Origin of the sequence: Aquipuribacter aurantiacus (assembly GCF_051216895.1) — a bacterium.
Lineage (GTDB): Bacteria > Actinomycetota > Actinomycetes > Actinomycetales > JBBAYJ01 > Aquipuribacter.
Map to the genome: position 1 here is coordinate 27,928 of NZ_JBPKAO010000011.1, position 24,288 is coordinate 52,215.

General features: G+C 74.0%; 21 protein-coding genes and 1 tRNA gene. 14 read left to right on the top strand and 8 right to left on the bottom strand.

Going from position 1 to position 24,288, the window contains the following annotated elements; translation table 11 throughout:
* Positions 1-3: 3 nt before the first annotated feature.
* The 3 genes from ACR80Q_RS14285 to ACR80Q_RS14295 form a co-directional block, all read right to left on the bottom strand.
* A complete protein-coding gene (locus ACR80Q_RS14285; protein ID WP_435378307.1) occupies positions 4-411 on the bottom strand; it encodes an FmdB family zinc ribbon protein in 408 nt (135 codons plus the stop codon).
* Positions 412-506: 95 nt separating this feature from the next.
* Positions 507-1,154: a GTP cyclohydrolase I FolE gene (gene folE / locus ACR80Q_RS14290; protein WP_435378308.1), complete on the bottom strand. Its 648-nt coding sequence runs from the start codon at positions 1,152-1,154 to the stop codon at positions 507-509.
* A gap of 63 nt (positions 1,155-1,217) precedes the next feature.
* Entirely contained in the window at positions 1,218-2,744 is a 1,527-nt protein-coding gene (locus ACR80Q_RS14295; protein ID WP_435378309.1) for a potassium/proton antiporter, read from the bottom strand.
* Positions 2,745-2,787: 43 nt separating this feature from the next.
* Here ACR80Q_RS14295 and ACR80Q_RS14300 point away from each other — a divergent pair, with 43 nt between their 5' ends.
* Positions 2,788-5,415: a penicillin acylase family protein gene (locus tag ACR80Q_RS14300; RefSeq protein ID WP_435378310.1), complete on the top strand. Its 2,628-nt coding sequence runs from the start codon at positions 2,788-2,790 to the stop codon at positions 5,413-5,415.
* Here ACR80Q_RS14300 and ACR80Q_RS14305 read toward each other — a convergent pair.
* On the bottom strand, positions 5,354-6,103 hold the full coding sequence (locus ACR80Q_RS14305; RefSeq protein ID WP_435378311.1) for a 5-formyltetrahydrofolate cyclo-ligase: 750 nt from the start codon (positions 6,101-6,103) through the stop codon (positions 5,354-5,356). The two genes, ACR80Q_RS14300 and ACR80Q_RS14305, sit on opposite strands and share 62 nt — an antisense overlap.
* 59 nt (positions 6,104-6,162) lie before the next feature.
* On the opposite strand from ACR80Q_RS14305, the gene ACR80Q_RS14310 reads away from it, so the two are divergent.
* From ACR80Q_RS14310 to ACR80Q_RS14345, 8 genes are all read left to right on the top strand, one after another.
* Positions 6,163-8,397: a GGDEF domain-containing protein gene (locus ACR80Q_RS14310; RefSeq protein ID WP_435378312.1), complete on the top strand. Its 2,235-nt coding sequence runs from the start codon at positions 6,163-6,165 to the stop codon at positions 8,395-8,397.
* Between the two features lie 9 nt (positions 8,398-8,406).
* The gene (galU, locus tag ACR80Q_RS14315; protein ID WP_435378313.1) at positions 8,407-9,324 is read left to right on the top strand and encodes a UTP--glucose-1-phosphate uridylyltransferase GalU; all 918 of its coding nucleotides are present in this window, start codon (positions 8,407-8,409) and stop codon (positions 9,322-9,324) included.
* Entirely contained in the window at positions 9,321-10,565 is a 1,245-nt protein-coding gene (gene glp / locus ACR80Q_RS14320) for a molybdotransferase-like divisome protein Glp (protein ID WP_435378314.1), read from the top strand. The genes galU and glp overlap by 4 nt, the downstream gene beginning before the upstream one ends.
* Before the next feature lie 13 nt (positions 10,566-10,578).
* A complete protein-coding gene (gene moaC, locus ACR80Q_RS14325; RefSeq protein WP_435378315.1) occupies positions 10,579-11,094 on the top strand; it encodes a cyclic pyranopterin monophosphate synthase MoaC in 516 nt (171 codons plus the stop codon).
* 28 nt (positions 11,095-11,122) lie between these two features.
* Positions 11,123-11,602: a MogA/MoaB family molybdenum cofactor biosynthesis protein gene (locus tag ACR80Q_RS14330; protein WP_435378316.1), complete on the top strand. Its 480-nt coding sequence runs from the start codon at positions 11,123-11,125 to the stop codon at positions 11,600-11,602.
* Positions 11,603-11,672: 70 nt separating this feature from the next.
* A complete protein-coding gene (locus tag ACR80Q_RS14335) occupies positions 11,673-12,281 on the top strand; it encodes a GNAT family N-acetyltransferase (RefSeq protein ID WP_435378317.1) in 609 nt (202 codons plus the stop codon).
* A 70-nt stretch (positions 12,282-12,351) separates the two neighbouring features.
* Positions 12,352-13,215, top strand: coding sequence for a hypothetical protein (locus ACR80Q_RS14340; protein WP_435378318.1), 864 nt, complete (start codon positions 12,352-12,354; stop codon positions 13,213-13,215).
* Positions 13,216-13,291: 76 nt separating this feature from the next.
* Positions 13,292-13,364: transfer RNA gene (locus ACR80Q_RS14345), tRNA-Ala, on the top strand.
* Positions 13,365-13,433: 69 nt separating this feature from the next.
* On the opposite strand, the gene ACR80Q_RS14350 is transcribed toward ACR80Q_RS14345, so the two are convergent.
* The 3 genes from ACR80Q_RS14350 to ACR80Q_RS14360 form a co-directional block, all read right to left on the bottom strand.
* Positions 13,434-14,684, bottom strand: coding sequence for a site-specific integrase (locus ACR80Q_RS14350; protein ID WP_435378319.1), 1,251 nt, complete (start codon positions 14,682-14,684; stop codon positions 13,434-13,436).
* Complete coding sequence (locus tag ACR80Q_RS14355; protein ID WP_435378320.1) at positions 14,681-14,905, bottom strand: helix-turn-helix domain-containing protein; 225 nt, start codon at positions 14,903-14,905, stop codon at positions 14,681-14,683. The genes ACR80Q_RS14350 and ACR80Q_RS14355 overlap by 4 nt, the downstream gene beginning before the upstream one ends.
* A 66-nt stretch (positions 14,906-14,971) precedes the next feature.
* Positions 14,972-16,981, bottom strand: a complete 2,010-nt coding sequence (locus ACR80Q_RS14360; protein WP_435378321.1) for a replication initiator — start codon at positions 16,979-16,981, stop codon at positions 14,972-14,974.
* 716 nt (positions 16,982-17,697) lie between these two features.
* Here ACR80Q_RS14360 and ACR80Q_RS14365 point away from each other — a divergent pair.
* Positions 17,698-18,357 carry a hypothetical protein gene (locus tag ACR80Q_RS14365; protein ID WP_435378322.1) on the top strand — a complete coding sequence of 220 codons (660 nt, stop codon included), beginning with the start codon at positions 17,698-17,700 and terminating at the stop codon, positions 18,355-18,357.
* Between the two features lie 115 nt (positions 18,358-18,472).
* Positions 18,473-19,360, top strand: coding sequence for a copper resistance CopC family protein (locus ACR80Q_RS14370; protein ID WP_435378323.1), 888 nt, complete (start codon positions 18,473-18,475; stop codon positions 19,358-19,360).
* A 100-nt stretch (positions 19,361-19,460) separates the two neighbouring features.
* Here ACR80Q_RS14370 and ACR80Q_RS14375 read toward each other — a convergent pair whose 3' ends face one another.
* A complete protein-coding gene (locus ACR80Q_RS14375; RefSeq protein ID WP_435378324.1) occupies positions 19,461-20,558 on the bottom strand; it encodes a HupE/UreJ family protein in 1,098 nt (365 codons plus the stop codon).
* Positions 20,559-20,884: 326 nt separating this feature from the next.
* Between ACR80Q_RS14375 and ACR80Q_RS14380 the strand changes: the two genes are divergently transcribed.
* The 3 genes from ACR80Q_RS14380 to ACR80Q_RS14390 all read left to right on the top strand — a co-directional run bounded on the left by ACR80Q_RS14380 (position 20,885) and on the right by ACR80Q_RS14390 (position 23,291).
* Entirely contained in the window at positions 20,885-21,334 is a 450-nt protein-coding gene (locus ACR80Q_RS14380; RefSeq protein WP_435378325.1) for a hypothetical protein, read from the top strand.
* A 126-nt stretch (positions 21,335-21,460) separates the two neighbouring features.
* The gene (locus ACR80Q_RS14385) at positions 21,461-22,252 is read left to right on the top strand and encodes a GNAT family N-acetyltransferase (protein WP_435378326.1); all 792 of its coding nucleotides are present in this window, start codon (positions 21,461-21,463) and stop codon (positions 22,250-22,252) included.
* Positions 22,253-22,484: 232 nt separating this feature from the next.
* A complete protein-coding gene (locus ACR80Q_RS14390) occupies positions 22,485-23,291 on the top strand; it encodes a hypothetical protein (protein ID WP_435378327.1) in 807 nt (268 codons plus the stop codon).
* Positions 23,292-24,288: the final 997 nt, after the last annotated feature.

Here is a 24,288-nt window from a genome sequence, read left to right on the forward strand (position 1 = left end):
AGCTCAGGCGGCGGAGCTGCTCGAGCCGCTGGTGGTGCTCGAGCCGGACGAGGCCTTGGACGCGCTGCCGGAGGAGGACGTCCCGCTGCTCGCCGACGCCTTGTCCGACGTGCCGCTCGAGCCGGACGACGACGTGTCGGCGGACTTCGCGGCGGACTTCTCCGAGGAGTCGGAGGAGGACTTGTCGGAGGAGGACTTGTCCGAGGAACCGCCCGACGCGGGTGCGCCCGAGCCGTTGCGGGAGTCCGTCCGGTAGAAGCCCGACCCCTTGAACACGACACCGACGGCGCCGAACTTCTTGCGCAGGCGCCCGGCGCACTCGGGGCAGTCGGTCAGCGAGTCCTCGCTGAACTTCTGGACGGCGTCGAACTCGTGATCGCACGCGGTGCACGCGTAGGCGTACGTCGGCACGTGGCCTCCTGGCGTCGTGGGGCCGGCGGGCCCGCAGCTGTGGTGGACGGACTGGCACTCCGTCCCGTCGAGTGCCAAGGGTAGTGCGTGTCGGGTCAGCGCCCGGACAGCGCCAGGAACTCCGCGCGGGTGCGGGCGTCCTCGCGCATCCGGCCCAGCAGGGCCGACGTCGTCGTGCTGCTGCCCTGGGCCTGCACCCCCCGCACGGTCATGCAGGAGTGCTCGGCGACCAGCACGACCCCGACCCCCTTGGGGGCCAGCCTGTCGGCGAGGAAGCGGGCCACCTGCTGGGTCATCCGCTCCTGCACCTGCGGGCGACGGGCGAACAGCTCCACCACCCGGGCCAGCTTGGACAGCCCCACGATGCGCTCACCGGGCAGGTAGCCGACGGTGGCGTGCCCGCTGAAGGGGAGCAGGTGGTGCTCGCACACCGACGTGAACCCGATGCCGTGGGCGACCACCATCTCGTCGTAGCCCTCGTCGTTGGCGAACGTCGTCATCTCGAACGGGCGCGGGTGGAACATCTCGGCGTAGGCCCTGGCCATCCGCAGCGGGGTGCGGTCCAGGCCCGGGGCCGACAGGTCCACGCCCAGCGCCGTCAGGAACGACCGGGCGGCGTCCGTGGCGGCGGCCAGGTCGGGCTCCGGCATGGGCCCGCTCACCAGCGTCGAGGCCGGGTCCGAGCCGTCCGCCAGGTCGGCCGCCGGCGGCTCGACCGACAGGTCGGGTACGGCTGCAGGCACGTGTCGCTCCCTCCGTCGCGGCAGGTCAGGGTGCCGCCGCTGTCCCGTCAACGTAACCCGGCCTCAGGTGTTCCGCCTGCCACCCGGAGGCCCCTGCGGGCCGTCCCCGCCCCAGCCCGCGAGCCGGCCGCCCTCGCTGACCGCACGCAGCCGGCGGTCCACCCGCTCCCGGACCGCCGGGGTCGTGACGACCAGGACCGCGTCGCCGTGGCGCAGCGTCGTGGTGGGGGTGGGGACCACGGCCCCGTCGGGGCGGACGATCAGCGACACGTGCGCCGGCTGCGGCAGCCGCAGCTCCAGCACGCTGACGCCGTGCAGCCGGGAGCGGTCGTGCACCTTGAACTCGAGCAGGTCGGCGCCCATCCGGCCCAGGGGCGAGCTCTCGACGTCCACGTCGTCGCTGTCGGGGTCCTCCCGCATCCCCAGCAGCCTCGCCATGGCCGGCAGCGTGGGCGCCTGCAGCAGGACCGACACGACGACGACGACGAACACGACGTTGAACACCTGCTGGGACCCCGGCAGGCCGGCGACCACCGGGATGGTGGCCAGCACGATCGGCACGGCGCCGCGCAGCCCCGCCCACGACAGGAACGCCATGTCGCGCCAGGGCACCCGGAACCACACCAGGGACAGCACGACCGACAGGGGGCGGCCCAGGACGACCAGCACCGCGGTGACCGCGAGGCCCTGCAGCAGCACCGCGGGCAGGTCGGAGGGGGTGACCAGCAGCCCCAGCAGGACGAACAGGCCGATCTGCGCCAGCCAGCCGAGCGAGGTCGCGAACCCGCGGATGGCGCTGCCGTGCGGCAGCCGGGCGTTGCCCAGGACCAGGGCGCAGACGTAGACCGCGATGAACCCGCTGCCCCCGGCCAGGACGGCCGCGCCGTAGGCGATGCCCGTCACGGCCAGGACGGCCAGCGGGAACGGCCCGGAGGACGGGATGGCCAGGCGCCGCAGCACGACCGCCCCGCCGCGGCCGGTCAGCACGCCGACCGCCACGCCGATCAGCAGCGCCCCCGCCGCCATCAGGACCGACACCCACCACGCGGACTCCGACGTGCCGGCCGCGGCCGCCGTCAGGGCCAGGACGGCCAGGATCGCCGGCGCGTCGTTCAGCCCGGACTCGGCCTCGAGGATGCCGACCAGGCGGCGGGGGAGCTTGACGGAGCGCAGGACCGAGAACACGGCCGCGGAGTCGGTGCTGGCCACGACGGCGCCCAGCAGCAGCCCCGTCACCAGGTCGACGTCCAGCAGCAGCCACGCCCCCAGGCCGGTCACCAGGAACGACACGCACGTCCCGACTGTGGCGAGGGACGCGGCGGGGGCCAGCGACCGGCGGATGGACTCCCAGCGGGTGGTCAGGCCGCCCTCGGCCAGGATCAGCGCCAGCGCCGTGTACCCGATCGTCTGGGCCAGCTCCTCGTCGTCGAAGGGGATCCCGAGGGCGTCCTCGCCCAGCAGCACGCCCAGGCCCAGGTACAGCAGCAGCGACGGCAGCCCGGTCCGGGTCGCCAGCCGGACCGCGGCGACCGCGGCGATCAGGACGAGCGCACCCAGCACCAGCGTGAGCTCGGGCGAAACCGCGGTCATCGGTCCGTCCTCCTGACAGGCGGCCTGGCCTACTCTTCGCCTGGTGACGAGGCGGTCGGTGGTCGGTCGGGTCGGTCTGGCTGTCGCGGGCCTGCTGGTCGTCGTCCTGGTCGTCGGGCTGACGGTGGTCGCGGTGTCGGTCCGACGGGCGGTGCCGGACCGCTCCGGGGAGGCGGCCCTGGCGGGTCTGCAGGCCGACGTGGACGTGGTCCGGGATGCCCAGGGCGTCCCGCACGTCTACGCCGACACCGCCGAGGACCTGTTCCGGGCGCAAGGATACGTGCACGCCCAGGACCGGTTCTTCGAGATGGACGTCCGGCGGCACGTCACGGCGGGCCGGCTGAGCGAGCTCGTCGGCGCCGACGAGCAGGCGCTGGAGGCCGACGTCGTCGTCCGCACCCTGGGCTGGCGACGCACGGCCCAGGCGGAGCTGGACTTGCTGGACCCGGTCGTCGTGTCCTACCTGGAGGCCTACGCCGCCGGCGTCAACGCCTACCTAGACGAGCGCTCGCCCGGCCGGCTGTCGCTGGCCTACACCGTCCTGTCGCTGCAGCTGCCCGAGGCCGAGATCGAGCCGTGGACCCCGGTGGACTCCCTGTCCTGGCTGAAGGCCCTCGCCTGGGACCTGCGGTCCAACTACTCCGACGAGCTGGGGCGGGGCCTGCTGCTGGCCCGGGGGGAGACCCCGGCCCGGGTCGACCAGCTCTACCCGGCCTACCCCGCGACCAACCCGTTGATCGTCCCCGACGAGGTGCTGGCCTCGGGCACCTCCGGACGGGCGGTCGTCGCCGACCCGGCCGCGGTGGACCCGGCTGCGGTGCAGCCCGCCGAGGCCGCGCTCGCCGCCGTCGGGCGCCCGGGGGAGCAGGCGCTCGCCGACACCCTGGCCGCCCTGTCCACCGGTGGTGACCTGAGCGGGGTGGCCGTCGAGGGCCTGGGGTCCAACTCGTGGGTCGTCGCCGGCGAGCACACCGACACCGGCGCCCCGCTGCTGGCCAACGACCCGCACCTGGCCCCGTCGTCCCCCTCGACCTGGCACCAGGTGGGCCTGCACTGCCGCCGGGTGAGCGAGGAGTGCCCGTTCGACGTCACCGGGTTCTCGTTCTCGGGCCTGCCGGGGGTGTTCGTCGGCCGGACGCCGGACGTGGCGTGGGGGCTGACCACGCTGTACGCCGACCACACGGACTTCGTCCTGGAACGGGTCGTCGGCGACGAGTACGAGCTGGACGGGCAGATGCTGCCGCTGACGGTGCGCGAGGAGGTCATCCAGGTCGCCGGCGGCGAACCGGTCACCCTCGAGGTCCGCGAGACGGGCAACGGGCCGCTGCTCAGCGACGTCGTCGACCCGCTGGTGTCCATCGGGCGCGGCCTCCCGGTCGCGCCCGGCTCGCCGACCCGGGGCCCGGGCTACGCCGTGTCGCTGCGCTGGACCGCGTCGGACCCCGGCCGGACCATGGCGGCGGTCCTCGCCATGAACCGCGCCACCTCCGCCGAGGAGGTCGTCGAGGCCGCGGGCCTGCTGGACGTGCCCGGCCAGAACGTCGTCTTCGCCGAGACCGGCCCGGACGGGTCGATCGGCTACGTCACCCCGAGCCGCGTCCCGGTCCGGGCCGCCGGCGACGGCCGCGTCCCGGTGCCCGGCTGGACCTCGGCCTACGACTGGGTCGGCTACGTGCCCGCCGAGCAGCTGCCGGTGGTCGTCGACCCGGCACGGGGCTGGCTCGTCACGGCCAACAACCGGGTCCAGACGGTCGGCAGCGGCCCCTACCTGGGCGTCGACACCGACCACGGCTACCGCGCGGCCCGGCTCGAGACCGCGCTGGCTGGGCTGGTCGAGCGCGGCGACGTCACCGCGGACGAGATGGCCGAGCTGCAGCTGGACGACGTCAACCCCCTCGCGGAGACGCTGCTGCCCTACCTGCTGGACGTGGACGGGCTGGACGACTTCACCGCCGACGGGGTGGACCTGCTCCGCGACTGGGACGGCTCGCAGAGCAGCGACTCCGCGGCGGCCGCGTACTTCAACGCCGTCTGGGCCGAGCTGCTGGCCGGCGCCTTCCACGACGAGCTGCCGCTGCAGCTGCACCCCAACGGCGGCTCGCGCTGGTTCACCGTGGTCGCCCAGCTGCTCCGCAGCCCCGACGACGCCTGGTGGGACGACGTGACGACGGTCAACGTCGTCGAGTCCCGCGACGAGGTGCTGCGGCAGGCCCTCGTCGAGGCCCGGCTCCGCCTGACGCGGCAGGTCGCGAAGGACCCCGACAGCTGGTCCTGGGGGCAGGTGCACACGCTCACCCCGCAGCACACGCCCCTGGGCGGCGAGGCCGTGCCGGCGCCGGTGCGCGGGTTGTTCAACCTGTCCACGGTCGGGCTGCCCGGCGGGACCGGGGTGGTGAACGCGACGTCCTGGGACGCGTCCTCGGGCACGTTCGAGGTGACAGCCGTGCCGAGCATGCGGATGGTCGTCGACCTGTCCGTCCCCGCGGACCCCGCGGACGTGGGCGGGTCCCGCTGGGTCGACCTGACCGGGGTGTCCGGGCACCCGACCGACCGCTACCACGGCAACCAGCTGGGGACCTGGGTCGACGGCGGGTCCTACCCGTGGGCGGTCACGCCCGAGGCGGTGGAGGCGGTGGCCCGGGAGCGGCTGGTGCTGCGGGCGGACGGCTGAGCCGGGCGCCCAGCCACCTCACGCCGGACGGGGTGAGCGCCCCGTCGACGGTGACGTCGTGGGGCTCGCGGGGGAGCTCGCCCGCCGGCAGCAGCTCCTCCTCGTGGACGACGGCCAGCACCAGCGGGCGGCCGTTGCCGGGCGCCCCGGCCGGAGGCGGGACCCACGGGCGCAGCCGGGCCAGCGCGCGGTCGTAGGACCCGCCGCCCTGGCCCAGCCGGGTGCCGGCGCCGTCGACGGCGAGGGCGGGCACCAGGACCAGGTCGACGTCCGCGACGGCGCCGCGGCCCAGCCGCACCCCCTCCGGGCGCATCGGGTCCGGGGGCGTCAGGCCCGGGAGCGCCAGGTCCGGGAGCGCCGGGTCCGTGGGGTCGGCGGGGCCGGCCAGGTCGTCGACCACCCAGTCCAGGTCCAGGTCGTCCTCCAGCCACGGCAGCAGCACCCGGTGCCCCAGCTGCGCCAACCGCAGCCGCAGCGGCCCGGTGCCCGGCTCCCTCGTCCACGAGACGTACGCGGCGACCGTCAGGCCCGATCCGGCGGAGCCGTCCGCGACCAGGGCCACCAGCTCCGGGACCCTGTCCCCGAGGGCCGCGGCCGCGCGGCCGGCCGCCCCTACACCCCGGGCGGCCCGGTCGAGACGGACCCGGCGACGCGTCACCTGCTTGGCGGAGCCTGGACCGGGGTGCATGGGAGGATCCTGGCTGTTCGGACACGGTGCCCACCAGGGCGCCCGGGTATGGAGGCGCCATGAGCGTGCGGGTGCGGGTGGCGGTGGCGCTCGTCGTCGCTGCCGTCGTGCCGCTGCTCGGCGTGTTCACCATCGCCGGGGTCCTGTTGCCGCAGTCGGTGGGCAACGAGCGGCAGATCCGGTTGGAGGAGGCGTCGACCGCGACGGCCTCGCTGCTGGTGCGCGACTGCGCCGCCGTGGGCGACCGCGCCGCGCTCGTCGCGACCCGGCTCCAGGTGGCCGTGTCGGTGGCGGACCCGACGGTCTCCCCGGAGCAGGCGGTCGCCGACGCCGCCCAGTCCGTGGTGTCCGCCGCGGCGACCCCCGACGACCCCTGGGCCGTGGTGCTGCTCGACGTCGACGGCGGGGTCCTGGCCACCGGCGGACCGGGCGCCGAGCAGGTCGCCCAGGACCCGCAGCCCTACCTGGGCCGCTCCTGCGGCGAGGGGGGCATCGGGACCCCCGCCGCGCTCGCCGTGGAGGTGCAGGTCGTCGTCCAGGGCCAGCTGCTGGGGACGGTGCTCGCGGTCTCGGCGCTGGACGGCGAGGCGGTCGACCGGCTCGTCACGGCGGTCGGGCTCCGGGCGGGGTCCCTGGTGCTGCTGGACGGCGACGGGGTGCTGGTGACGTCGTCGACCTTCGTCCCCGACCTGCTGGGCGCGCCGGTGACCGGGACCGCGGGTGGGACCTCCACCGGGTCCGCCGACGGGTCGGAGGTGGTCGTCGACCAGGTCCGGGCCGAGGAGGAGCTCGCCCGCTTCGAGGAGGAGCTGCTCCAGCAGGTCGGCACCCTGGCCGTCGGTCAGACCGTGCCCGCGGCGGACCCCTCGCGCACCGGGGCCGTGATGAACCGCCGCTACGTCCTGGCCGGCCCGGTGCTCACCGGTGAGCCCGCCACCAGCCCCGGGCTGCGGGTGGCGGCCGTGGGCCAGATGCAGCCGTCGGTCGACCGCAGGCTCGCGATCGCGTTCGTGGTCACCGCCTTCGGCGCCGTGGCGCTGGTGTGGCTGCTGTCGGCGACCCTGACCCGCCCGCTGACCGAGCTCGCCGAGCTCGCCCGCCGGATCGCGGCCGGGGAGGACCTGCTCGCCGCCGCCGGCGGCGCCCCGGCGGACGCCGACGCCGACGTCAAGGGCGTCTCCGCCGTCCTGGGCTCGCTGGCCCGGGACCTGCGGGCCAGCGAGGCCGACGCCCATCGGCGCCGCGGGGCGTTCCTGGACGCGTTCAGCCGGTTCGGCGACGCCTTGCAGCAGACCCACGACCGCGACGGCCTCCTGCAGACCGTGCTGCAGGCCGCGCTGCTCGCGGCGGAGGCGCCGATGGGTCTGGCGCTGCACAACGACCGGTCCTCCCGGCTGGGACGTCGGGTGCTGTCGTTGCGCTCGGACTCGCGCACCGAGGGCCCCGACGCGCTGGACGACACGACCCGTCAGGCGCTGCAGACGGTGGCCGAGCGGGCCCTGGCCGAGCGGGCCGTCATCGAGCTGGCCGGGACCGACCGGCTGGGACCGGTCCTGGCCATCCCGCTCGGCAGCACCAGCCGTCCCCTGGGCGCCGTGGTCGTCGCCCGCGACCCGGGGGCGCCCGGGTACGACGCCGTCGCCTTCGAGGCCATCGGGGCGCTGGCGAGCAACGCCGGCACCGCGCTGGGCAACATCAAGGACCACCAGGAGGTCGAGCGGCTGTCGGTCACCGACCCGCTCACGGGCGTCAACAACTTCCGCCACCTGACCACCATGCTGGCCCGAGAGCTGGAGCGCGCCAGCCGGTTCTCGCACCCGCTCGGGGTGCTGATGCTGGACATCGACCGGTTCAAGCCCGTCAACGACACCTACGGCCACGCCGCGGGCGACGCCGTCCTGCGCGAGCTGGCCCGCCGGGTCCAGGAGTGCGTCCGCGAGGTCGACACCGTGGCCCGCTACGGCGGTGAGGAGTTCGCGCTGCTGCTGCCGGAGACCGACGTGGACGGCGCCACCAAGCTCGCCGAGCGGGTGCTGACGGCGATCCGGTCGGAGGTGTTCCACCTGCCGGACGGCCCGGACATCGTCATCACCGCGTCCGTGGGGGTGGCGGCGTTCCCGGACCACGGCAGCACCGCGACCGACGTGATGCGCTCCGCGGACGACGCGCTGTACCGGGCCAAGACCGGGGGCCGGGACCGGGTGGAGGTCGCCGGGCTGGTGCAGCTGTCCAGCCCCGCCGGCGCCCTCGGGTCCTCGGAGCGGGACTCCTCGGCCCAGGGTCGCCCCCGTTAGGGTCCACCCATGACGTCGACCGAACGCCGCACGACCAAGGCCGTGATCCCCGCCGCCGGGATGGGGACCAGGTTCCTGCCCGCGACCAAGGCCACGCCCAAGGAGATGCTGCCCGTCGTCGACCGGCCTGCGATCCAGTACGTGGTCGAGGAGGCCGTCCACGCCGGCCTCGAGGACGTCCTCATGATCACCGGCCGCAGCAAGCGGGCGCTGGAGGACCACTTCGACCGCAACGCCGAGCTCGAGGCGTCGCTGCAGGCGCAGGGCAAGGACGAGCTGCTCCGCCAGGTCCAGGCCTCCAACGACCTGGGCACCATCCACTACGTCCGCCAGGGCGACCCGCGGGGCCTCGGCCACGCGGTGCTGTGCGCCGCGGAGCACGTCGGCGACAACCCGTTCGCGGTCCTGCTGGGCGACGACCTGATCGACCCGCGCGACCCGGTGCTGCCCCGCATGCTCGACGTGCAGTCCCGGTACGGCGGCAGCGTCGTGCTGCTGCTGGAGGTCCCGGCCGACCAGATCAACCTCTACGGCTGCGCGGCGGTGGAGCCCACCGGTGAGGACGACGTGGTCCGGGTCACCGGCCTGGTCGAGAAGCCCGACGTCGACGAGGCGCCCAGCAACCTGGCCATCATCGGCCGCTACGCGCTGGACCCCGCCGTCTTCGAGGTGCTGCGCCACACCCCGCTGGGGCGTGGCAACGAGATCCAGCTGACCGATGCGCTGCAGACCCTGGCCACCACCGACGGCGAGGGCCACGGCGTCCACGGCGTGGTGTTCCGGGGTCGTCGCTACGACACCGGCGACCGGCTGGACTACCTCAAGACGGTCGTCAAGCTGTCGAGCGAGCGCGACGACCTGGGCCCGGACTTCCGCGCCTGGCTGCAGCAGTTCGTCGCCGACGGCGGCGCCGCCTCCTCGTCGTGAGCCGCGGCGCGGGCGGTCCGGTCCCGGTCGAGCAGCACCTGGCCGACTGCCTGGCCCTCCTGCGCCCGCTGCCCCCGGTCGTGCTGCCCGTCACCGAGGTCCTCGACCGGGTCCTCGACGAGGACGTGGTCGCCCGGGCCCCGCTGCCCGGGGACGACAACTCCGGGATGGACGGCTACGCGGTCCGCTGCGCCGACGTCGCCGGTGCGAGCCCCGAGCACCCGGTCGTGCTGCCCGTCCTGGGTGACGTCGCGGCCGGCGGCCACGTGCCCGCCCCCCTGGCGCCCGGCACCTCTGTCCGGATCATGACCGGGGGCCTGGTGCCGCCCGGCGCGGACGGCGTCGTGCCGGTCGAGGACACCGACGGCGGGACCGCGCAGGTGCAGGTGCGGGCCCCGGCCACGCCGGGCCGGTTCGTGCGTCGGGCCGGGGACGACGTGCAGGCGGGGGAGACCGTGCTGCGCGCCGGCACCCGGCTGTCGCCGCGGACCATGTCCCTGCTGGTGGCCGTCGGGCGCGAGCACGTCCGGGTCCGGGGCGTGCCCCGCGTGGTGGTGATGTCGACCGGGGACGAGGTGGTCCAGCCGGGGGCGACGCTGCGACCGGGGCAGGTGTACGACTCCAACGGGATCGGGCTGGCCGCCTACGCCGCCGAGCTCGGCTGCGAGGTGACCAGGGTGCCGGCCGTCGACGACGACGCCGACGGGCTGCGGGCCGCCCTGGCGGACGCCGTCGACCGGGCGGACCTGCTCATCACCTCCGGCGGGGTGTCGATGGGGGCCTTCGACGTGGTCAAGTCCCTGCTGCGCGAGACCGGCACGGTCACCTTCCGCAAGGTGGCCATGCAGCCGGGCGGGCCGCAGGGTGTCGGGGTCCTGGGCGAGGGGCGGGTGCCGGTGCTCTGCCTGCCGGGCAACCCGGTCAGCTCGATGGTGTCGTTCGAGGTGTTCGCCCGGCCGGTGCTGCGGACCCTGCTCGGGGAGGCCCAGGTGGGGCGGCCCCGGGTGCGGGCCACCGTGCGCGAGGGCTGGCGCTCGCCGGCCGGCAAGCGGCAGTACGCCCGGGTGGCGCTGTCCCACGACGGGGCCGAGGTCGTCTGCACCCCGGTGGGGGGGCAGGGCAGCCACCTGGTGGCCGACCTGGCCGCGGCGGACGCGCTGGCCGAGGTCCCGGAGGCCACGACCGGCGTGGAGGTCGGTTCCGTGCTGGACTGCCTGGTGCTCGGCAGGGGCCGGGCGTGAGCGAGGAGACGTCATGACAGGCACACCCGGGTCCGCGGGACCCTCGAGCCCCACCGGCGGGGCGGGGTTCACCCACGTCGACGCAGCCGGGGCGGCCCGCATGGTCGACGTCACCGCCAAGGCCGTCACGGTCCGCGAGGCGACCGCGACCGGTCTGGTCCGCTGCTCCGACGTGGTCGTCCGGGCCCTGCGCGACGCGACGGTGCCCAAGGGCGACGTGCTGGCCGTGGCCCGACTCGCCGGCATCCAGGCCACCAAGCGCACGCCGGAGCTGGTGCCGCTGGCGCACCCGGTCGCCATCCACGGCGTGGTCATGGACGTCACGGTGGTCGACGCCGGCGTCAGCCTGCGGGCCACGGTGCGCACGGCCGAGCGGACCGGGGTCGAGATGGAGGCCCTGACCGCCGTGGCGGTGGCGGGGCTCGCGGTGGTCGACATGGTCAAGGCGCTGGACCGCTGCAGCGAGATCACCGACGTGCGGGTGGTGGCCAAGAGCGGGGGGCGGTCCGGTGACTGGGTCCGGGACTGACGCGCCGCCGCTGGGGAGCGCGCGGGTCGTGACCGTGTCCACGTCGGCCGCGGCCGGGGAGGCCGAGGACCGCTCGGGACCGCTGCTGGTCGACGGTCTGCGCGAGCTGGGCTGGGACGTGCCCGCGCCGCTGGTGGTGGCCGACGGCGACCCGGTCGCCGACGCCCTGCGCCGCTGCCTGGCCGAGGACGTGGCCGTCGTGCTGCTGACCGGCGGGACCGGCCTGACCGCCGACGACACCACGCCGGAGCAGGTGCAGCCGCTGCTGGACCGGCTGGTCCCGGGCCTCGCCGAGGCGCTGCGGGCGGACGGGCTGCGGCGCGGGGTGGCGACGGCCTCGTTGTCCCGCGGGGTCGCGGGGGTCGCCGGGAGCACCCTGGTGGTCACCCTGCCCGGGTCGACCGGGGCCTGCCGCGACGCGCTGGAGCTGCTGGGTCCGCTGCTGCCGCACGCCGCCGCCATGCTCGCCGGCGTCTCGGCCCACGGGCACGGACGCGGGGAGTCGTGACGGACCGGGGGGTGCGCGCCACCGCGGGGGCGGGACGACGTGGAGGGCGACGACGGTGACCCTGTGGCCGGTGACGCTGGAGCACGGCCGGACCCGGCTCCGGCCGCTGCGCCGTCGGGACCTGGCGGCCTGGAACGACGTGCAGCTGCGCAACCGGGAGTGGCTGCGCCCGTGGGAGGCGACCTCCCCGGACGGCGGCAGCCCGCCCAGCTTCGCGCAGATGGTGTCCGGGCTGCGTCGGCAGGCCCGCGAGGGTCGCGCCGTGCCGCTGGTGATCGAGGTGGACGGGCGGCTGGCGGGCCAGGTCACGGTGTCGCTGATCGCGTGGGGCGCCTACCGCAGCGGCAGCGTCGGGTACTGGGTCGACCAGCGGGTCGCCGGTCAGGGGCACGTGCCGTGCGCCGTGGCGATGGTGGTCGACCACTGCTTCGCGGAGGGCCTGAACCGGGTCGAGGTCAACATCCGGCCCGAGAACGCCCCCAGCCTGGCCGTGGTCCGCAAGCTCGGGCTGCGCGAGGAGGGTCTGCGGCTGCGGCTGCTGCACATCGACGGGGGCTGGCGGGACCACCTGTCGTTCGCGGTCACCGCCGACGAGGTCCCCGACGGGCTGCACGAGCGGCTGCACGACCCCCGCCGGGCCGCTGTACGGGGGCCCCGGGGTGAGGCCCCGCCGCACTGATCGACGGCCCGGCCGCGACACGCGCCCGACGTCCGGGGCCACGGCCGTGGTGACGCCTACCGTCGTGGCCGTGGGCACCGGTGGGATCATCTTCGTCGCGATCCTCGCTCTGTGGGGGCTGTACCTCGTCCCCGTCCTCGTCAAGGAGCGGGCGGCCCGCCTCGACCACCGGGGCGGCGACCACAGCTCCGGGGCCGTGCGTGTGCTGCACCGCCCCGCGGCGCAGCGCCCGTCCCGTCGGGTCGTGCTGACCGCCGACCGTCCGCTGGTCTCCGACGACCTGCCCGCGCGGCCCACCCGCGACCTCGCCGAGGCCCTCCGGCGGGACGCCCGCCGCACCCGCCTGGGCGTGCGGGTCCGCGCCTGGGCCGCCCTGCTCGGCGCGGCCGCGCTCCTCGTCACGGCCGGGTCCGCGCTCGCCGGGACGATGCCCGTCTGGGCGCCCGCGGTCGCCGGTGCCTGGCTGACCGGTGTCCTGGTCACCGGCGCCGCGGTCGCCGGCGTCCGTCGTCGCGCCACCGCTGCGCCGGTCCGGGTGCGGGCACTGCCGCCGCGGGCCCACCGTGTCGCCACCGAGGTGTTCGACGACCGTGCGACCCGCCCCGCCGCACCCCGGACCCAGGTCGCCGAGCCGCCGGCCCTGCCCGCGGTCGCTGGTGGCACGGAGGCCGCGCGGCCCGAGCACGCCGCGGAGACCTGGACCCCGGTCGAGGTCCCCGGCCCGGTCTACGCGTCCAAGCCGGCCAGCCACCGCCCGCCCGCGCTGCCCTGGTCGATGCCGGCCACGGCCGAGGTGCTCACCCCGGCCTCGCAGGAGAGGCCGCAGGACGCGCCCGCCGACGTGCCGGCGGCCGACGGCACCATCGGTCCCGCCGAGGTGGACCTGCGGGGCCTCGACACCCCCGCCGAGCAGCCGCGCAGCGCCACGGGCTGAGGCGCCTCCCGGTGCCCGCCGGCCGGTGGGACGGACCGGGGCACCCCCCGCGCGGTGCTAATCTCGACCCTCGCAAGGGGCTGTGGCGCAGCTGGTAGCGCACCTCGTTCGCAACGAGGGGGTCAGGGGTTCGAATCCCCTCAGCTCCACCCAGGTCAGACCGGGTTTCGACCCAGATTGTCGGTCCCGATCAGGGGCAGTACACCTACGAAGTACACCTACGCCGCCCCCACGGGCCCGTCGAAGGTCTCCCCGAGGCGCTGCAGGGCTCGCACGGTGTCCTCGGAGTACGTCTCCGTGTAAACGTTCATCGTCACCGCGATCTGGCTGTGCCGAAGGATCTGCATCGCCACCCGAGGGTGCACGTCGAGCGCCGCGAGCAGCGACGCACACGTGCGGCGGGTCGAGTGCACCGCCACCGACCGGACGCCGGCGGCGCGGCAGCGGGCCTGGAACGACCGGTAGAAGTTGCGCGGCTCGAGCGCGCCGCCGAAGCGGGTCGTGACCACGAGACCGCCGGCGATGCCCTGGTCGTCCCACGTCGCCCCGGCCGCTGCCTGCCACTGCTGGCGCAGCTCCTTCGCCTGCCGGAGCGCGGCCGCGGCGATACCCGGGAGGGGCAGGGTCGCGTCCGACGTCGGGGTCTTGGTCTCGCGGCGGATGAGGTCGCTTCCGACCCGCTGCACCTGCCACTCGACCCGCAGGTGTCCGGCGTTCAGGTCGACGTCGTCCCAGCCGAGTCCGAGCACCTCACCGCGACGCAGGCCGAGTACCAGCAGCAGCACGTAGGCGACGTAGTAGGGGTCGTCGTCGGACCGGGCGGACTCCAGGAACGTCCGCGCCTCCGTCACCGTCCATGCCCCGGGTGCGCGACGTCGAGCCGCCGGCAACCGGACGAGCGTCGCCACGTTCCGACTGACGAGCTCGTCCCGAGCAGCACTGCCCAGCGCCGCCCGCAGCACGTCCCGGGCGTCCTTGATCGTCCGAGGGGAGACGACCTGAGCGCAACAGGCCCCGACCGCGCAGCAGCGGGGCTGCGGCCGGGCGGCGTCCTTGCCCTGGGCGCAGCACTGGCAGGTGACCCGCAACGAGTTCACCCACGCCTGCACGTCGCGCACGCTCAACCGGTCGACCCGCCGATCGCCCAGCCCAGGCACGACGTACAACCGCGAGAACATCTCGTACTTCTCGACCGTCTTGGGCGACAGGTTCGGACGGACGTCCTCCGCGAGCCACCGGAACATCAGCTGCGCCACCGTCGGCACGCTCGTGGCCACGGCCCCACGAGCGGCCTCATGGCTCAGCGCCACCCACCGGCGGTGCACGTCGTCACGGGACTTCCCGTAGACGTACTTCCGCTGGCGACCACCGGCCGGGGTGTCGACCACGACGTAGGCGGCGAACCCGTTCCGGTACGTGAAGATCGACCCCTCACCGTTGGCCCGAGCCCGCACCTTTCGGCTCGTCACGCCGCACCCCAGTGGCCGGTCCGCGTCACCCGCTCGACGTACTCGTCCACCCACTCCGGCAGGACGCGCCGGTGCCCGCCGTCCTTCACCGAGCGGATCGCGCCCTCGGCCACCAGCCGCTTCGTCTTCGACACCCCGAACCCCAGCATGTCCGCGACCTCCGGCACCGTGTGCCAGCGACGCCGCAGGACCACCGAGACCGGCCGCGGGACCTCGCTCATGGCCGGACTCCCGTCCATGGGTGACCGGCAACAACGCTCTCGACGTCCACCCGAGACAACAGTTGCTCATCCATCGTCTTCGCCTCTCTCGTCGTCCAGATCGACCGGTTCACGTTCGCTGCTGATCGGGTTCGCACAGCCCCCACCCGGAGGCGCGAGGTCGGGTGGCCCGATTCCCGCGGCACCGTCGACGGGGTTGCTGGCGGTGTCGGGGAGGGGGTGGTTCTTGGCGTGTTCGTACTGCTCGCGCCAGCGGTCGCGTTCTCGCACGGAGGTGAGGATGGCCATGGCGTAGTCGTCCTGGGTGGTGGGGACGTCTTCCCAGACGAAGCGGGGCAGTCCGTCGTCGAGGACCTGGTCCACGGCGAGACGGTCGACCTCAGGCGCGCTCATCCCGGCTGCGGCGAGGGTTTCGCGGATGACGGTGGCGCGGTCGGCCTTGTGTTCGGCGAGGGTCTTGCCGGACCACTTGCGGGAGACCTGGACGCGGCGGCCGCTGTAGCCGAGGTTCTCCCGGTCGTGGGCCCGCTTCGGACAGCGGCCGGGGACCAGGCCGGCGCAAGGGTCCTTGGGTTGCACGCCGTAGCGGAGCCAGTTCGCGCACTCCGGGGAGCAGGGCAGCCACCGGACCTCCTGGTGCAGGCGGTCGATGTGCGCCTCGTACCGGGCCCGTATCGCCGTGGCTCGGACGGACGCCGCGTCCCATCGAGCCGGACCACTGCCGAAGCCACGAGGGTCGTCGTCGTCGGCGCCGTGCTCGTAGCCGCTGTGGCCGTGGTGGTCGCGAGGGTCGCCCGCGTCGAAGTCGAAGTCAGCGTCAGCGTCGGGGCTGGTGGTGCCGGGGGTGTAGGTGTCGGCGATGGACTTGGTGAGGTACTTGGTGAGGTAGCGGATGGCGCGGTCGGCGTCCTTGGACGGGGCGGTGATGCCCTTGATGTCGACCTGCGTCCCGAAGCGAGCGACGTGGGCGGGGGTCGGGGTGGCCCCGGCCTGGTGCTGGGCGTCGATGTCGTCCAGGGCCTCCTGCCAGGTCGGGAGGGCCATGCCGGTGTGGGGGTCGCGGTAGGCGCCGTCGGCCCAGCACGGCACCCCCACGCCGCCGGCGCCCCCGGCCATCTCGGTGGGGTCGTCGCTGTAGACGACCCGGTCGAAGGCGGGCCACCAGGTCTGCAGGTAGGTGGCCTTGGTGACCTGCTGCAGCAGCTTGCGTGGGATCGCGCCTCGCAGGGCGAGGTGCATGTGGGGGGCGAGGCGTCGTTGGGGTTCGACGACGGCGAAGTACTGCACGGTGTAGCCGGCGGAGCGGCGGAGGTTCTCGACCCACCGGGAGAACAGCTTCGGCAGCAGGACCGCGTCCATGGCCGCGCGGCGGTAGTCGTACCGGTCGGGGTCGACGGGGGTGCCGGTGCCGGGGGAGATGCGCCCGTAGGACGGCAGGGTGAGGGTGACGAACATCGAGGGCCGGTACACGGTCCCGTCGTTCCCGGTCCACGTGCGGCCGACGGTGCGGTCCTCCTGCGGCACGTGCGGTAGGGCGACCGCGTCGTCGCGCCGGCGGGTGGATCGCACCCGCTGGCCCTTGCTCTCCTCGTTGCTGCTGCCGTCCTCGAGCTCGTCGGGGTCGTTGTCCATGGTGGGGTCCTTGGGGTCGGTGGCCTCCTGGTTCGTGTCGCTGGTGGCCTGGTCGTGGGGGTGGGGTTCGTGTTCGAGGTGCCAGCCTTCGCGGCACTGCTGCTGGCGCAGGCCGCGGGCCTTGTAGGCGCACGCGGGGCAGACGTGCTCCCGGGTGGACCCGCACGGCAGGGGCACGGTGGACGTGTCGCCGGTGTCGCGGTCGGTGACCTTGCGCAGGAGGGGGCGGACGCAGACCTTGGACGCCTCGGCCCAGGTCCGGATCATGTCCGTGCTCGCCCGCAGCGTCGGGTCGTCCTGCACCCGCTGCTCGCCGCTGGTCAGCAGGCGGCCGGCCAGGCCGCCGGGTTGGTGAGGACGAGCGGGGGAGAGGACGCGGCCATTGGAGGCGGCGTCGGCGCGGTCGGTGGTCGTGGTGGGTCGTTCGATGACGGGTGCAGACATGACGGGTCTCCCAAGGACCAGCAGGCACGCCCCCACGTGCGGGGGGCGGACCGGCGGGTGGACGACGGTCAGATCGCCCCGGCTATCCCACGGAGCAGGGCGGCATCGCCTTGCCGGTGGAGCGGGAGCGGCACGTCGACGGTGGCACTCGTCTGGTCTGCGTCATCTGTGACGCGACGGCATTCGTGTCGGTGTGGGGCCTGCTCACGCGGATATTCCGCCACGTCTTTGGAGCTCGGGCCTAGGGTGCCGCGTCGCCTGATCTCATCTAGTTGTCGACCTGCGTGACATACGCTAGCAGGGCGTCCTGACAGCCTGTCTGAGCCAACGCCGGTCTGTGGACGCCGAGCAGTCCCGGGCCGACGCCGCAGGACCGCCCCGTGGCCCTGCCCAGACGTTCTCCCCAGCGTTCCGGATGCGGATCCCCTACCGAACCGAGGGCACGGAGGCCTTCGGTGCCGGTTTCTGCGGCGGTGGCTCGCCTCGAGAGTCTGCCGCGTCGATAGGGGGCCGGTATCTGTGGGGTCGGGGTGACGAGCCGCCGTGCGGTGGCGCATGGCGGCTCCCGTGCGGCCCGGGACCCGTCCGGGTGACGAGGCAGCATTGGCCGTCAACGCGGCTCCAGAGGGGTGCGAGGTGTGTCGACCTAGATCGGTGTCGGGCTGCATGACTGGCCAAGGTCCGACTACTGATGCCCGGTCCGAAGCGGAGACCTCATGAGCCCACAGGGCGCCACGCGCACCCCCACCGATGCCATCCCCGCCCAGCGGGCCGCGACGGAGCCGGCGCCGGTCGCGGCGGCCGCGCCCCCGGCGCGGGGGCTGCTGGGCTCCTACCTGGGTTACGTCGGGTACTTCGTCGGAGCGGGCCTGATCAGCGGCGGGATCGTCCACTACCCCCTGGACCCGGGCCGGTACCTGGTGCTGGCCGCGGTGGGTGCTGTGGTGTTCATGGGCGCGACGATCCTTAGCGAGGTCGTCCTGCCGGCCAGCCGGGCGGGTCGTCCGCCCCTGGTGCGGGTCGTGCTGGCGTCCTTGGTGCTGTCGATTGGTATCGGGATGCTGTCCGGCGGGATCGCCCACTTCCAGGACTTCCCGGTCCGGGGCGCCGTCCTCGTGCCGCTGGGTCTGCTCAGCTCGTTCGTGGCCTTCGTGCTGCGGGAGGCCGCGGACCCGGTCGACGCCATCGTCTCCTGGGTCGGGACCGGCGTCGTGGTCGTGTCGGTGGTCGCAGTGTTCGGCCTGGGCCAGTACGCCCTGCACCTGCAGACCCCCGCGGCCGCCGAGCACGGCCATGAGCACTCCGCCCCGGCCGCGGACACACCCCCTGCGGGCTCATCGGTCACTGCGGCCCGGGTGGGCGGTCACCTCGGCTGAGAGGGAGGTCACAGCGTCCCGCCGGCTGCTTTGTCCTGCTGGAGCAGCGGGACATAATCCGCCGGTGCCTATCAGTGCTGATGGTCCTTCGTCGTGGCGTCGCGTTGCCGCCACCGTGTCTTGCGTCGCCGTCGTGCTGGTGGGTGGTGTCGTGACCGCGGCGCCGGCCGCTGCTCACGGTCAGCTGGTCGCCGCGGAGTCCACCCCGGTGGAGGGGGCCAGGATCGGTGAGGCGATGACGGAGTTGTCTCTGGTCTTCACCGAGGCGCCGGCACCGTTCGCGTTCTTCTCGGTCACGGCTCCGGACGGCACCCGCGTCGATGACGGCTGGGACCACGGAGAACCGTTCCCACTGGCCACCCCGGTGCAGGAGTTCAGCCTGGTCGACGAGGAGTGGGAGCCGGTGTACTACAGCACCGGGTTCCCGGTGGAGCTGGGCGTGGCGCACTGGCCCGCGGCGGGTGAGTACACGGTGGAGTACGCCAGCGTCGCGTCCGACGGTGACGTCGTCGACGGGTCGTACGTGTTCACGTACGCGGGTGAGCCGACGCAGGCCCCCGCAGGGTGGGCTCCGCCGACCCAGGGCCCCGACCCGCAGCTGGCGGCGGCCGAGGGCGCCGAGCCGGGGGCGGCGGCCGCCGCGGCGCCGTCCACCGTCGCGGGGCAGGCCGCTCCGGCAGCGGAGGCCACGACCCAGGGCACGCCGGTCGTCGAGGCGGCGGCCGATGGCCCGGCGGTGCAACCAGCCGTCTACGTGGTCATTGGGGTCCTCGTGCTCGCCGCGATCGCCGCGATCGTGGTGGTGGGGCGTCGGGGTCGCACCGGTAACGGTGTCGCCGGCGCCGGCCTGGCACCTATTGCCGCGGGTCGGTCTACGGGACGGGGCCCCACCGGCGCAGGGGGATCGCAAAAGCGGGCATCCGCCCGCAGCGGCAACCCCGCCGTGCGGGCTGCTGGCCAGAGCCGGCCCGGCAGTCGTCGCGGCCGCGTATCCCGGCCGTGACCGGGAGATAGGAGACGACACCGAAGCGTTAGGTGCAGGTGCGCCCGCGACAGGCTTGTTCCGGGGGGCGCGGGTGGACGTGGGGCCGGGTGAAGCCGCCTCAGCCGCCCATGGAGGAGAACCAGGCGTTGGTGAACGCGGCCAGGGCGTTGTGGTCGGCCTCGGCGCAGGTGAGGGTGCTGGTCTGGGTGACGGCGAGGACGGCTTCGGTCTGACCGGGGACGGGTCCGGCGAGGACCCCGCTGTTGGGGGCGGTTTCCACGGCCTGACGGAGAGCGTCGACGTCGGCCTGGGGCAGGTCGTCTCGGTAGAGATAGGCGACGTACCCGTCGCCGAGGGAGTGCCCGATGTCCCCGAGGGGGGTCTCCTCGCCGGGCTCGAAGAACGCCTTGCTGGTGTGCCCGCCCATACCGGGGAACTCGATCGTCCGTTCGCCCTCGGTGCAGGTGGTCGCTGCCGCCGTGGCCGAGGTCTCCCCGGCTGCGGTGCCAGCCGCGGCGACGGCGGCCACCTCGTCCTCCTCACCGATCAGGGCGCCGCCGGCCACGGCACCGGCGGCGATGACCCCGCCGACGACCAGGGCGATGGAGGCGACCTGCACGGCCTGGGGCTGCTGCTGGTTGCGGGTGCGCCACATCCACTGCGCGCCCTTGGTCAGGCCGACGATGCCGGCGATGGCGATCAGCTGGCCGATCTCGATGCCCACGTTGAACGCGATCACGCGCAGCAGCAGGCCCTCCTCGGGTAGGTCCAGGGCCTGCAACCGGGTGGACAGACCCAGGCCGTGGATGAGGCCGAAACCGAACACCACGGCCGCGAACACCCGCAGCTCCGGCCGGCGGCCCCGTAGGGCGAGGAATCCGACGTAGATGACGCTGAGGCCGATGATGACGTCGACGAAGGTCGCGTTGATCTGCCAGCCGACCATGGTGGCGAGGATGAGCGTGATGCTGTGCCCGAGGGCGAACAGGGAGATCATCTCCGCCGCGGTACGCCAGCCCTTCGACACCAGCAGCACGCCCGCGATGAACAACAGGTGGTCCCAGCCGAGCAGCATGTGCTCGATGCCGGAGGCAAGAAAGCCCCACGGGGAGTCGTTGGAGATGCCCCGCAGACCGTGGGCGTGAGCCGCGCTGGCTGGCACCAGGACCAGCAGCGCGGTCGCGGCTCCCAGGGTGGACAGGCGAGGCAGACGCATGGTTCTGCCTGTCGTGGGACGGTCGTTGGCTGCCATGGGTGGCTCCTTCGCCAGGTGGTGCTGGTGCGAGGCCGTCGTGTGGGAAGCGGCCGGACGACCGAAGAGTAGTCACGTGGTGACCCTCAGGGAGCCCCCGTCCTGGTGTGTCGTGCGCCGGAGCTTGTCCCCAGATCCCGGCAGCTCATGGCTCGCTAGCGCCGGTCCAGGCCGCGGCCGGAGTTCGGCTTGCGCCCGTCGCCACGTCGGTGGCGTCCACACGCCGGGCAGACGTGTCGTGGTCGGGACCACGGACAGTCATGGGCCATCCTGGAGGGATGGATCCGTCGATGACAGCAGGAGCGGTGGGGTACGCGTTGCGTGCCGCGCGGGCTGCTGCTGCCGTCGTCGTGCTGTCGCTGCTGGCCGCCCTGTCGATGGGTCTCGTGCACGCCGAGACCGGCGGGCACCCTGTCGGCGCCGGGCACGTCCACGACTCGGTCGCCTCGGTCGCCTCGGTCGGTAGCCACGCCGGCGACCACGACCACGGTCACGAACACCCAGGCGAGCGCCCCGACGAGCCCTTGGGCCAAGAGCTGACGTCTGTCCTGATCTCCGCGAGCGTGGCGCACGACGACCCCGCCGAGGACGACCACCACCACCACCACCTGGTCGACGTCGACGCCGGCGTCGTCCTCGACGTTGCCGTGGCGGCCCCGCGCCGGGCCGCACCCCTGCCACCGGTGACCGTGACGTCGGTACCGGCCTCTCTGTCCGACGGCGGCGGCCGCCCCGACTGACGGGCGCCCTCGCGCGACACCGACCCGGGTCTGCCCGGGCGGTGCCTGCAGCGTGCTCCGCGGCCCTTGTGCCGCGTCCCGTCCGTCGTCCGTCCTTGAGCCGCCAGAGCCCTGAGAGGCCCCGTCATGCCGTCACACCCCGAGTGGTCGGAGGTCGTCGTGCGCCGCGCGACACCCGCCGACGTCGACTTCACCGCCCGCACCCACCGCCAGCACCTGCCCCACGGACTGTTTCCCCTGCTGGGCGACGCGTTCATGCGCCGCTGGCACGCCACCTACCTCGACGCCCCCCACGGCGTCGCCCTCGTCGCGGTCCGGACCGACAGCACCGGCGACCATCGCCTCGGGTGCCTGGTCGGCGCCGTGGACCAGGTCGCCCACGTCGACCACGTCGTCCGACACCACCGCCTGCACCTCGGCGCCGTCGGCGCCCTGTCTCTGCTCGTCCGGCCCCGCCTCGCCCTGCACTTCCTGCGGACCCGCGCCCCCTCCTACCTCCGCCGCCTCACCGGCCGGCCCGCCCCGGCCGGCCCGGTCGAGTCGACCGAGCAGACCCACGGCGACTCCGGCCCCAGCCGTCGCAGCCTCCACGACCCGGTCGCCGTGATCACGGCTGTCGTGGTGACACCGGACGGTCGCGGGGCCGGCGTCGGCGCGGCCCTCGTGGCCGGATTCGTGGCTCGAGCTCGTGCGGCAGGGACCCCGGAGGCCCAGCTGACCACCCTGGACGGCGCCGGCGGAGCCGGGCCGTTCTACGAGGCACTCGGCTGGCAGCGCGGTGATGTCCATCCCACCCGCGACGGCGCCCTCATGGCGACCTATCACCTACCGCTTCACCCCACCGAGCCGGTCCCGGCCCACGGCAGCGAGCAGACCCGTCAGGAAGGAGCCCCCCTGCGTGAGCAGCAGCAGCCGTGACCGGGCCTGGCGGACACGTCACGTGAGCCGACTGAGCCGACTGCCAGCAGGGCTGGTGGTTGTGCTGCTCACTGCGTGCGGGGCCTCCGCAGGTCAACCCGAGACGGGCGCACCCACCCGCCCGGCGTCCGAGGTGTCCAGCGGCCCGGTACAGACACCGACCCCGACTCCCGAACCCACCCTGCCGGCGCTTGCTGCGTGGGAGGCCGGGCCCGGTGAGGTCGCACCCGAGGTGAAGCTCGCCGCGACCCGCCTCGTGGAGCTGGTCGGGACCTGGGACGACAGTCAGGGCGACCTGGCCGGCGCCAGCCAACGGCTGGTGGCGGCCGAGATCGACCCCGTGCTGGCCGAGCAGGCCGCAGACCTGCTCCACGACGACGCCGCGGCTGCGGCCGTAGCCGTCGACTACCCCCAGTACGGCGGACTCACCACCACCGACGCCAGCGTCATGACCCTGCTCACCCAACAGCTACTGCTGCCCGACGGCTCCGTGGTCGACCGGCAGGTCGTCCTCGACGTGCGGGTCGAACGCGCCTCGACCGACGAACCGTGGCGAGTGACAGCCGTCGGGCCCGACCCCGACACGACGGTGGTGGGGGATGTCTCGCCCGCGGCCGCGCAGGTGCTCAGCAACCCGAACCTGAGGCTGCCCGAGCCCGCGGTCCGCGACATCGAGGAGGGCCGTATGGACGACAGCCTGCTCGAACTGCTCAACGGCCTAGCCGCCGAACACGTCCTCGACCTCCACGTCCTCTACCGCGGTCACCCGACCAACGTCTTCGACACCGAACGCGCCTCCAACCACTCCATCGGGCGCGCATTCGACATCTGGCGCATCGACGACCAGCTCGTCGTGGACCCCGACACCCCCGACGACCTGCTCAGCGAGGTCATGGTCGACGCCGCGACCCTCGGCGCCACCGAGATTGGCGGCCCCTTCGACGTCAACGGCGATCAACCAGGGTTCTTCACCGACCAGGTCCACCAGGACCACATCCACGTAGGAATCAGCGCCGGGCGACCGCCAGCGCTGCCCTAAGAACAGCGGTACGGACAGGGCTTTAAGGGTGCAAGGCGAGGGCCGGGTCGGAAGCGGTGTGCCAGTTGACGACCCGCCAGCGGGACGATGACATCCACGCTCGACTGCGTCCTCGACCGCCACCAGGATCATGCGGTAGACCCGTCCAGCCTGCGATCCCGCACAGGGGCCATGAGTGACGCACCTTCGCGGACGCATCCGACCTGGCGGGCCCTGCCGGATGCGGGGCTGCTTTGCTGCATTGACCTCTAAAGGATCAAGGCGCCGCGCTCCGCGCGGCGCGGCCGGGCCGGCGGCTTGCGCGTGCGGCGCAAGCGCCGTTCGCGCCGCCGCCCCGGGCCACTAGGCCTCAGGCGCGGGTGCCGTGTTTTGCTCTCGCGCGGTGCCGTGCCTGGCTCTGACCCGCCGGGTCGCGGGGCCACAACCAAGCTGCAGCGCCCGTGGCCACCGCAGTGCCGAGCTTCCACGCCTCCGCGCCGATCCACACACCGGAGACGACCGCCCAGCCGCAGTACAAGACGATGAGGAGAGGCAACCCGCCCGGGGCGCGGCGGTAGACCTGCAGCCAGTCGAACGTCCGCGAATCCATCTGCCCCCCCGGGTTCGAGCCGAGCCTTGACGTTACGCCGCGCGTCAAGAGCACGGGGCTCCGCCCCGGACCCCGGGCCTCGGCTCCGGAATGCGTGGAGGGTCACCAGGTGGTGATCCCGTCGCCCCGACCGTCCGGAGATCAGCCGACCTGCCACCGGTCGTCAAGGACCTACAGCCGCTACGCGGTGGCTGCGCCATCCCTGACGACCGGCATCAGGCCGGCAGGACGATCACCGGCCGAGGCGACGGAATCACCACCAAGAGGCGCCCGGTGTTGAGTGATCACCGTGACCCCCCCGCCGGGACGAGTACACCTACGAGTACACCTACGAGGCCACCCAGGAGCGTCCCGCCGCGCCGATGTCCACCCTCCTGACCTGTGGTTTAGCCTCTACAGACCTGCCCA

Excerpts from the sequence above, each read along its gene's own strand:
- moaC (WP_435378315.1), top strand. The coding sequence starts at position 10,579 with ATGACAGGCACACCCGGGTCCGCGGGACCCTCGAGCCCCACCGGCGGG.
- ACR80Q_RS14385 (WP_435378326.1), top strand. The coding sequence starts at position 21,461 with ATGCCGTCACACCCCGAGTGGTCGGAGGTCGTCGTGCGCCGCGCGACA.
- ACR80Q_RS14375 (WP_435378324.1), bottom strand. The coding sequence starts at position 20,558 with ATGCGTCTGCCTCGCCTGTCCACCCTGGGAGCCGCGACCGCGCTGCTG.
- galU (WP_435378313.1), top strand. The coding sequence starts at position 8,407 with ATGACGTCGACCGAACGCCGCACGACCAAGGCCGTGATCCCCGCCGCC.
- ACR80Q_RS14295 (WP_435378309.1), bottom strand. The coding sequence starts at position 2,744 with ATGACCGCGGTTTCGCCCGAGCTCACGCTGGTGCTGGGTGCGCTCGTC.
- ACR80Q_RS14360 (WP_435378321.1), bottom strand. The coding sequence starts at position 16,981 with ATGTCTGCACCCGTCATCGAACGACCCACCACGACCACCGACCGCGCC.
- ACR80Q_RS14365 (WP_435378322.1), top strand. The coding sequence starts at position 17,698 with ATGAGCCCACAGGGCGCCACGCGCACCCCCACCGATGCCATCCCCGCC.
- ACR80Q_RS14380 (WP_435378325.1), top strand. The coding sequence starts at position 20,885 with ATGACAGCAGGAGCGGTGGGGTACGCGTTGCGTGCCGCGCGGGCTGCT.
- ACR80Q_RS14310 (WP_435378312.1), top strand. The coding sequence starts at position 6,163 with ATGAGCGTGCGGGTGCGGGTGGCGGTGGCGCTCGTCGTCGCTGCCGTC.
- ACR80Q_RS14305 (WP_435378311.1), bottom strand. The coding sequence starts at position 6,103 with ATGCACCCCGGTCCAGGCTCCGCCAAGCAGGTGACGCGTCGCCGGGTC.
- ACR80Q_RS14355 (WP_435378320.1), bottom strand. The coding sequence starts at position 14,905 with ATGAGCGAGGTCCCGCGGCCGGTCTCGGTGGTCCTGCGGCGTCGCTGG.